The sequence below is a fragment of the Streptomyces sp. NPDC046465 genome, assembly GCF_040646035.1.
Lineage (GTDB): Bacteria > Actinomycetota > Actinomycetes > Streptomycetales > Streptomycetaceae > Streptomyces.
Genome location: NZ_JBEYZK010000045.1, coordinates 20,257 through 28,848 on the forward strand (window position 1 = coordinate 20,257; position 8,592 = coordinate 28,848).

Sequence of the window (8,592 nt, forward strand, 5' to 3'; positions counted from 1 at the left end):
CGGTTCATACTCAGAAGTCCTGTCCTGTGCTGTGCTGCAGTCGGTCGAGGAGCTCGTCCTCGTGCCGTTCGAACTCGGCCTCGTCGATCTCTCCCGCCTCCAGGAGTTCCTCGAGGCGGGAGAGTTCACGACGGATCGCCGAGGGGTCGTAGTACTGCCGCTCCGCCTCGTCGACCACCTGCCGGAGCACCCAGAGGGAGCCACGGGCCGGGGCCAGAGGAAGCATCAGCAGTTCACCGATGAGTCCCATGCGTCACGTCCCCTGCGTCAGTTGCGTCACTGCGAGGGTTCAGCCGGCCCCGGGTCGACGAAGCTGTACGGGGGCAGCGGTCCGTGCACCCGCACCTCCAAGTGCGGCTGGGCGGACTTGAGTTCCTCGACCGCGGCGAGGAAGGTCTCGGAGGACTTGCGGTCCACCAGGAACGAGACGTTCGCCAGCCAGCCGGTGCCCTCGGGGCCGTCGCCGACCGCCTCGGCGGCCGGTTCGAGGGCGCGCCGCACCTCGTGGGCGTCGCTCGTCTCGCGGGCCCGCACGTTGGTCGTGATCATCTCGCCGAGCTGCAGCTTCTGTTCGTGGCTGCCGCCGCCCTGACGCTGGTTGGCCTCGACCATGGCGCGCAGTTCCGGGTTGTCCGCGAGGACCTGGTGCAGCACGGCCTCTTCGTTGTGCGTGGCCTTCACGTTGTACTCGACCCTGCCGTCGAGGGCGTGCAGCCGCTCCTCGTAGTGGCCGGCGCGCTCCCCGAGTACGGAGACGACGGTCTCGTCGTCCGGGGCGAGGCTGCCGAACCGCATCGGGAGCACGGAGCCCGCGGCCCCTGCCTCCGACAGGACGTTCTGGTGTGCGAGCAGATCGCGCCGCTTCGGCTTCAGGTCCTCGGGGGCGTCGCTCACGATGGCGGCGAGCTCACCGTTCTTCAGGACGCGCACGGGGCAGGCCGGCCGGCCGATGCCCTCCATGCCGTCCGGCAGCGCCGGGTGGGAGCTGCTCGCGATGCCGTAGACGTACGTAGTCACTCCTTCTCCTCCTTCCGGCGGGACGTGGTGGAGCGGCGGGCCCGCGGCCGCTCCTCGCTCTCGCGCTGGCCTTCGTCACGGGACTGCTTGAAGGCGTCCGATATGGTCTCGGCCGCTCCGGAGAGCGCGCCCTTGGACTTGCCCTTGGCGCCCGACTCCGTGATCTCACCCACGAGGCCGGGCAGCCCGGGGTCCTTCTTCTGTCCGGTTTCCAGGTCGAGGCGGTTGCAGGCCTCGGCGAACCTGAGATAGGTGTCGACGCTCGCGACGACGACACGGACATCGATCTTCAGGATCTCGATGCCGACGAGCGAAACGCGTACGAAGGCGTCAATGACGAGTCCTCGGTCGAGGATGAGCTCCACGACGTCGTACAGGCCACTCGTGCCGCCTCCGCCGCCGGACTGTTGTGCCGGGACTACGGTCATGCCGACTCTGCCTCCTTGGATCTTGCTTAGGTCTTGCCTCTGGTTCTCTGCTTTCTCGTACGGGTCTTTCGTCCGGATCTTTCGTCCGGGTCTTTCTCCGGGTGCTGTTCGGTTCCGGGGTGCGCGGGAGGCGGCGGTCTAACCGCCGGTGCCGCGGGGCTCCGAGCGTCCGCGCTCGTAGCGGCGGAGCCGTCGGTAGCCCGTGAGCTCGCCCTGCGGGTCCAGCTGCACCTCGTAGCTCGCGAGGAGACTCATGGTGTCGGGGACACGGGCCAGTTCGAGGACCTCGATCTCCAACAGCCAGCCGTCCTCGGAACGCTCGAAGGACGACACCGATTCGGGCGTCATACCGGTCAGCTCGGCGAGCTGCTCGCGGGCGCCGCGGAGGACTGCCATGGGGCCCGGCTTCTTCGCCGCCGACTCCGCCGACTCCTTCGGCTCCGGCGACTCCGGCGGCTTCGGTGCCTTTTCATCTGATGTATTGCTGTCTGTCGTCTTACGCGTCGTATTGGCCATGTTCACCTCCTCCACCGAGTTACCCGCTGAGCCTTGGCCAAACGTGCTCGCTGCGTATCCGCTCGGAGCCTCCCCACCAGGGGTGCACACCACCGTGCCCGGGTGGCAGGGGGTGGCTGGCACCACCGGGAAGTGGGGGGACGGCGGGCGTGCCCGGCGGCGTCCGAGCCGCGAGGATCGACATCAGCGAGGTTCACCGAACCCGCCGAGGCCATCGCATCCGCCGAGGCCATCGCATCCGCCAGGCCATCGCATCCGCCGAGGCCGTCGACACCGCCGACGCCATCGATCAGCCGTCCCGCTCCTGTGAGGCACGCCATGACACACAGCTCCGATGTGACACACACACCCGCCGCGCGGCCCGGTCCCACGCCCCACTCCGAGCTGCCCCGACTCCCCCGGCCCAGGCCCCACTCGCACGAGCCGCGGCTACTGGCCCGCATGCTGCCGGGCACCGACGAGCCACCGGCTCCCGGCGTCGTCAGGACGGCCTTCGCGCTCTGGCTCACCGCGGTCGCCGCGGGCGTCTTCGAGACGGTGCTCGCCGTCGGCCGGGAGGTGTCCGGAGGCCGCCCGGGCTCCACTGCCGACGGGCTCACGGACGGCCTCGCGTGGGGCGTGCCGCTCCGCATGGCGGTGTTCGCGGCGGTCGTTCTGGTCGCGGTACGGATGCGCCGCGGCGCCCGCTGGGCGCGGCTGACACTGACCGGCGGGCCGGTCGCGCTCGGCGCGCTGTCCCTGGCTGCCTGGACGGCCCACCGGCCGGGGATCGGCGACGCCTTCCGGGATGTGGGAGTCCTCGACGTCCTGACCGGCGCGGGCCGGGCGCTGCACCTCGCCGCCTTGCTCACGGCGACGGTGCTGATGTTCCGTCCCGCGGCGAACGCCTGGTTCAGGGCCGCCCGGCGCCGCTGACCGCGCTCACCGCACCACCGCCTCTTCCACCAGGAGCCGCGCGGCGGCCGCGATCGATTCGGCGTCGATGCCCGCGGCGTGCAGCTGTTCCGCGGGCGAGGCCGAGCCCGGCATCGTCCGCACCGCGAGCCGCACGAGCCGCGGCACCGGCCTGCCGTCGGTGAACGCGTCGAGGACCGCGTCGCCGAGGCCGCCCTGCTCGCGGTGGTCCTCGACGGTCAGCAGACAGCCGGTGCGCTCGGCCGCCTCGCGCAGCGTGGCCCGGTCGACGGGCTTGACGGAGTACAGATCGACGACGCGTACGGGGATGCCCTCGCGGTCGAGCGACTCCGCGGCGGCCAGCGCCTCGTGCACGGTCACGCCCGCGGCCACCACGGTCAGCCGGTCCGCGTCGCTGTAGCGCAGCACCTTCGAGCCGCCGATCGGGAACTCCTCGTCGGGCCCGTAGATGACGGGCGCCTCGCCACGCGACGTACGCAGGTAGGAGATCCCGTCGAGCCCGGCCATGGACGCGACGAGCTGTCCCGTCTGGTGGGCGTCGCACGGATAGAGGACCGTGGAGCCGTGCACCGCGCGGAAGAGCGCCAGGTCCTCCAGACCCATCTGGGACGGGCCGTCCTGACCGATCGCGACGCCCGCGTGCGAGCCCACGAGGTTGATCTCGGCGCCGCTGACGGCTGCCATCCGTACGAAATCGTGCGCGCGGGTCAGGAACGCCGCGAAAGTCGACGCGTACGGCACCCAGCCGCGCGCCGCCAGCCCCACGGCCGCGGCGACGAGTTGCTGCTCGGCGATGTAGCACTCGAAGAACCGGTCGGGGTGCTCCTTGGCGAAGTACTCCGTGCGCGTCGAGTCACCGACCTCGCCGTCCAGGGCCACCACGTCGCCGCGCGCGGTGCCGAGCGCGGTGAGCGCCCTGCCGTAGGCGTCCCGTGTCGCGACCGCCTCGCCCTTCTCGTACCGCGGCAGTTCGAGGTGGCCGCTGCGCACCGCGTGCGTCGTCCGCGCGGCGGCGGGCCTGCGCACCTCCACGCGCACGTCGCGCACGCCGCCCAGCTCCTCGACGGCCGCGTCGGCGTCCGGCAGCGGCTTGCCGTGCAGGCCCTCGCGGTTCTCCACGGCGGCGACGCCCTTGCCCTTGACGGTACGGGCGAGGATCACGGTGGGCTGCCCGATGGTGGAGCGCGCTTCCTGGCAGGCGCGGTCGACGGCGTCGACGTCGTGCCCGTCGGTCTCGACCACGTGCCAGCCGAAGGCCCTGAAGCGGTCGGCGTAGGCGCTCAGCTGCCACTCGTGGCGGGTCGGGCCGCGCTGGCCGAGGCGGTTGACGTCGACGATCGCGGTGAGGTTGTCCAGGTGCTCGTATCCGGCGTGCTCGGCGGCCTCCCAGACGGAGCCCTCCGCCAGCTCGCTGTCACCGCACAGCACCCAGACGCGGAACGGGATCCGGTCCAGGCGCTTGCCGGACAGCGCCATGCCGACGCCGACGGGCAGCCCCTGCCCCAGTGAGCCGGTGGCGACCTCGACCCAGGGCAGGGCGCGGGGTGTGGGATGTCCTTCGAGGCGGCTGCCCTTCTCCCGGAAGGTCAGCAGCTCGTCGTCGGTGAGCGCCCCCGCCGCCTTGTACGCGGCGTAGAGCAGCGGCGACGCATGGCCCTTGGAGAGGATGAAACGGTCGTTGCCGGGGTGGTCGGGGCGCTCGAAGTCGTAGTGGAGGTGGCGGCCGATGAGCACCGCCATCAGATCGGCGGCGGACATCGACGAGGTGGGGTGCCCGGAGCCCGCGACGGCCGCGGCGCGGACGGAATCGACGCGCAACTGCCGTGCGAGTGCGCCCAGTTGGTCGTTGCTGCTGGACATGGAGGTCCTCCTTGGGCTGCGGGTACTGCGGGTCCAGAGGGACCCCCCGCGTGCCCCTGCGCGGCGGACGCCAAACTCCGTTGCCGGGCGGGCGGTCACCGCGCCCCCGCCGTTTGCCGCCGCGCGCCGGGGTTACCCGCAGTCGTATCCGCCCAGTCCGCCCAGTCCGCCCGATCCGTCCAGCTCCGCACGTGGCTTTCGGAGGTGCACTCTCATGCCCGAGTACGGATACTTCCTGGCGACCGAGGAGTTCGGCCCCGCCGAACTCGTCGAACAGGCCCGCATGGCCGAGCAGGCCGGGTTCCGGGCGCTGTGGATCTCCGACCGCTACCACCCGTGGAACGCGGCGCAGGGCGAGAGCCCCTTCGTGTGGTCGGTGATCGGCGCGCTCGCCGAGGCGGTGTCCCTGCCCGTCCAGACGGCGGTGACCTGCCCGACCGTGCGCATGCACCCGGCGGTCGTGGCGCAGGCCGCGGCGACGAGCGCGGTCCTGACGGACGGCCGCTTCCGGCTAGGGGTCGGTACGGGCGAGGCGCTCAACGAACACATCCTGGGTGGCCTCTGGCCGCCGGTCCACGTCCGTCTGGAGATGCTGGAGGAGGCGGTCCAGGTGATGCGGAACCTCTTCACCGGCGAGGAGGTCAGCCACCGCGGCACGCACTACACGGTCGAGAACGCCCGCCTGTACACGGTGCCGGACGAGCCCGTCCCCATCGACATCTCCGGCTTCGGCCCCAAGGCGACCGCGCTCGCGGCGCGCGTCGGCGACGGCTTCCTCACGATGGCGCCCGACGAGACGCTCGTCTCCCACTACCGCAAGGGCGGCGGGGGCGGAAAGACCGTCAGCGGCGGCCTCAAGGTCTGCTACGGCCTCGACCGCGAGGCGGCCGTGCGCCAGGCGCGCGAACTGTGGGGCAGTCGGCTGCTGCCCGGCGAGGCGGGCCGGATCCTGCCGACGCCGCGCCACTTCGAGCAGCTGGGACCGCTGGTCACCGACGAGATGGCCGCCTCGTCCTTCACGTGCGGCGATGACGTCGACGAGCACGTGGGGGCGCTGACCGCGTTCGCCGACGCCGGGTTCGACCGGGTGTACGTGAGCCAGATCGGCCCGGACCAGCGGGGCTTCTTCGACTTCTACCGCGCCAAGGTGCTGCCGCAGGTACAGGACGCGGCGCCCGCCTCCCCCACGACCTAGGAACGATGCGATGAAGCACGAAGTCTCCCTCGAACGGCCCGCCGTCTCCGCGTACACGGTGCCCGCGGACGCGCCCGAGGCCGACGCCACCTTCGCCTGGGACACCACCACCGTCATCGTCGTCGAGATCACCGCGGGCGACGCGACGGGGACCGGCTGGACCTACGCGCCCACCGCCGCGGCCACCGTCGTCGACGAACAACTCACGCCCGCGATCAGAGGACTTGACGCCCTCGACATTCCCGCCGCGCACGACGCGATGACGAAGGCGGTCCGCGACGCCGGCCGCCCCGGCGTCGCCGCGTGCGCGATCTCCGCGGTCGACATCGCCCTGTGGGACCTGAAGGCCCGCCTCCTGGAACTCCCTCTCGTACGGCTTCTCGGGGCGGCCCGCGACGAGGTTCCCGTCTACGGGAGCGGCGGCTTCACGACGTACCACGACACCCATCTGGCGGCGCAGCTGAACGGCTGGGTGCACGGGCAGCACATCCCGCGCGTCAAGATCAAGGTCGGGGAGGGGTGGGGCCGGGCGGCGGCCCGCGACGTGTCCCGGGTCCGCACCGCGCGCGACGTGATCGGCCCGCAAGCCGAGCTGTACGTCGACGCGAACGGCGGCTACACGCGCAAGCAGGCGGTACGCGTGGGCAGGGTGCTCGCGGAGTACGGCGTCGGCTGGTTCGAGGAGCCGGTGTCCTCGGACGACCTGCCGGGGCTCGCGCAGGTCAGGGACGCGCTGGTGTGCGACGTGACGGCGGGCGGATACGGGTACGACCTGCCGTACTTCGGCCGCATGATCCCCTCCGTGGACTGCCTCCAGGTGGACGCGACGCGCTGCGGCGGCCTCACGGAGTGGCTGCGCGCGGCGGCCCTCGCGCAGGCACACGGCCTGGAGGTCTCGGCGCACCGCGCGCCGCACGCACATGCCGCGGCCGCGGCCTGCGTGCCGAACCTCCGGCACATCGAGTGGTCCCACGACCACGTGCGGATCGAGTCGATGTTCTTCGACGGCGCGCTCGACCCGACCGGAGGCGTGGTCCGCCCTGGCTGCGGCATCGGGCACGGGCTGCAGCTGCGCACGGACGAGGTGGCCGAGTTCCGGGTGGTGTGAATCGGCACCCTGGCAGGCTCGCGCCATGCACAACGTCAGTCAGAACGTCAGTCAGAACGTCACAGATACCGTCACGGAGAGCACAGGCGGGCGCGCGGAAGTGCTGCTCATCGGGGGCCGGTCCGGCGTCGGCAAGTCATCGGTCGGCTGGGAGGTCGCGGCGCGACTGCGGGCCTCGGACATCGGCCACGCCCTGATCGAGGGCGACCTCCTGGACGCGGTCCACCCGGCACCGCCGGGCGACCCGCACCGCTCACGGATCACGGAACGAAACCTCACGGCCGTCTGGGCCAACTACCGTGCGCTCGGCTGCCGTCGGCTCGTGTACACGAACACGGCGAGCGTCCTCCCCACCGAGGAGCACCTGTTCGCGAAAGCGATGGACGGGCCGCACATCATCCGCGTACTGCTGACCGCGACCGACGCGACGGCCGAACAGCGCCTGGCCGCCCGCGAGGTGGGTTCGGAGCTCGCACAGCAGTTGCGCCGCAGCGCGTTCATGGCCCGCCACCTCGACGGCCACACCGGCCCCGATGCCCACCGCATCGCCACGGACGGCCGCGACCTGCGGGAGATCGCGGCGGAGGTGGTGGGGGTGACGGGGTGGGGGTGACGGGGCGAGGGTGATGGGGCGGTACCGCTCATCCGTCCCGGCGGGCGGGCGCCTCGGGGGAAGGGGAAGGCGTCGTGGGCGGCACGGACGGGGGCGGGGGAACGCCGGGGCCGCCGGGGCCGCCGGGGCCGCCGGGTGAAGCGAGTCCTCCGGGAGCCGTGGTTCCATCCGGGGCCGCGAGCCCGTCAGGGGCCGCGAGCCCGCCGGGTGCCGGGTCCGGCAGTGCTCCGGGTGCCGGGTCCGGCAGTGCCCCTGTTGCCGGGGTGCCCGCGTTCCGCCCGTGCCCCGCCCGCGCCGCGTTGCGCAGCAGAACCGCCGCCGCGCCGAGCACGGCGCCCACGATGAGGGCTGCTGCCCAGGCGGGCAGGCCGAGGTCGATGGCGAGGCCGAGGGACAGCGCGATGGCGGCGCCCGCGTAGAGGGCCGCGGCGCCGGACGCGGTGTACAGCGTGGCCTTGCGCCGCTGCTTCCTGGTCTGCTCGCGCAGCTCTTCTTGCAGCTCGGCGCGGATCGCCTGGACGAGCTCGCCGGTCAGGCCTTGGTCGAGGCCGCCCAGCGGCTTCTCCGGGGCGGTCAATGGCTTCTCGGGGACGGTCAGCGGTTCATCGGGGCCAGTCATGGCGCCCGGGTACCCGGACCCGTGGACGCTTAACGGCAGGTCGCGCCCGCCGCCCGTACGTGACGCAGGCCACGCCATGACGAGGTGCCCACCAGGGTAGGCGGCGCATGATCGCCCGGGTTCACACCCGGGAAGCACCATCGGAACCACGGAGGTATCCATGTCCTCGAAGCGACGTCGCAAGAAGAAGGCCCGCCGCAAGAACGGCGCGAACCACGGCAGCCGTCCCCAGTCCTGACGGCGGGCACGACCACCGGAGGGGGGGGGGCCGGGGGGGGGGGCGCGAGGCCCACGATTGTATATTTTGTTTTTTTTAGTGAT

At 72.1% G+C, this 8,592-nt stretch carries 10 protein-coding genes; 4 read left to right on the forward strand and 6 right to left on the reverse strand.

Annotation, left to right across the window (positions count from 1 at the left end; all coding sequences use genetic code 11):
- Window positions 1–10: 10 nt before the first annotated feature.
- From ABZ953_RS37945 to ABZ953_RS37960, 4 genes are all read right to left on the reverse strand, one after another.
- Entirely contained in the window at window positions 11–250 is a 240-nt protein-coding gene (locus tag ABZ953_RS37945; protein WP_361733837.1) for a gas vesicle protein GvpG, read from the reverse strand.
- Between the two features lie 26 nt (window positions 251–276).
- A complete protein-coding gene (locus tag ABZ953_RS37950; RefSeq protein WP_361733839.1) occupies window positions 277–1,017 on the reverse strand; it encodes a GvpL/GvpF family gas vesicle protein in 741 nt (246 codons plus the stop codon).
- On the reverse strand, window positions 1,014–1,445 hold the full coding sequence (locus tag ABZ953_RS37955; RefSeq protein ID WP_361733841.1) for a gas vesicle structural protein GvpA: 432 nt from the start codon (window positions 1,443–1,445) through the stop codon (window positions 1,014–1,016). Before ABZ953_RS37955 ends, ABZ953_RS37950 begins: the two co-directional genes overlap by 4 nt.
- A gap of 138 nt (window positions 1,446–1,583) precedes the next feature.
- The gene (locus ABZ953_RS37960; protein ID WP_361733843.1) at window positions 1,584–1,961 is read right to left on the reverse strand and encodes a gas vesicle protein; all 378 of its coding nucleotides are present in this window, start codon (window positions 1,959–1,961) and stop codon (window positions 1,584–1,586) included.
- 336 nt (window positions 1,962–2,297) lie between these two features.
- On the opposite strand from ABZ953_RS37960, the gene ABZ953_RS37965 reads away from it, so the two are divergent.
- Window positions 2,298–2,876: a hypothetical protein gene (locus ABZ953_RS37965; RefSeq protein ID WP_361733845.1), complete on the forward strand. Its 579-nt coding sequence runs from the start codon at window positions 2,298–2,300 to the stop codon at window positions 2,874–2,876.
- Window positions 2,877–2,882: 6 nt separating this feature from the next.
- Here the strand turns inward: ABZ953_RS37965 and ABZ953_RS37970 are convergent, their stop codons facing one another.
- Window positions 2,883–4,736, reverse strand: a complete 1,854-nt coding sequence (locus ABZ953_RS37970; RefSeq protein ID WP_361733847.1) for a transketolase — start codon at window positions 4,734–4,736, stop codon at window positions 2,883–2,885.
- Window positions 4,737–4,950: 214 nt separating this feature from the next.
- On the opposite strand from ABZ953_RS37970, the gene ABZ953_RS37975 reads away from it, so the two are divergent.
- From ABZ953_RS37975 to ABZ953_RS37985, 3 genes are read left to right on the forward strand one after another with little or no spacing between them, the layout of a single operon-like run.
- Entirely contained in the window at window positions 4,951–5,931 is a 981-nt protein-coding gene (locus tag ABZ953_RS37975) for a TIGR03557 family F420-dependent LLM class oxidoreductase (RefSeq protein ID WP_361733849.1), read from the forward strand.
- Between the two features lie 10 nt (window positions 5,932–5,941).
- On the forward strand, window positions 5,942–7,039 hold the full coding sequence (locus ABZ953_RS37980; RefSeq protein WP_361733851.1) for an enolase C-terminal domain-like protein: 1,098 nt from the start codon (window positions 5,942–5,944) through the stop codon (window positions 7,037–7,039).
- A gap of 25 nt (window positions 7,040–7,064) precedes the next feature.
- The gene (locus ABZ953_RS37985) at window positions 7,065–7,652 is read left to right on the forward strand and encodes a hypothetical protein (RefSeq protein ID WP_361733853.1); all 588 of its coding nucleotides are present in this window, start codon (window positions 7,065–7,067) and stop codon (window positions 7,650–7,652) included.
- A gap of 28 nt (window positions 7,653–7,680) precedes the next feature.
- On the opposite strand, the gene ABZ953_RS37990 is transcribed toward ABZ953_RS37985, so the two are convergent.
- Window positions 7,681–8,271, reverse strand: a complete 591-nt coding sequence (locus tag ABZ953_RS37990) for a phage holin family protein (protein WP_361733855.1) — start codon at window positions 8,269–8,271, stop codon at window positions 7,681–7,683.
- Window positions 8,272–8,592 lie beyond the last annotated feature (321 nt).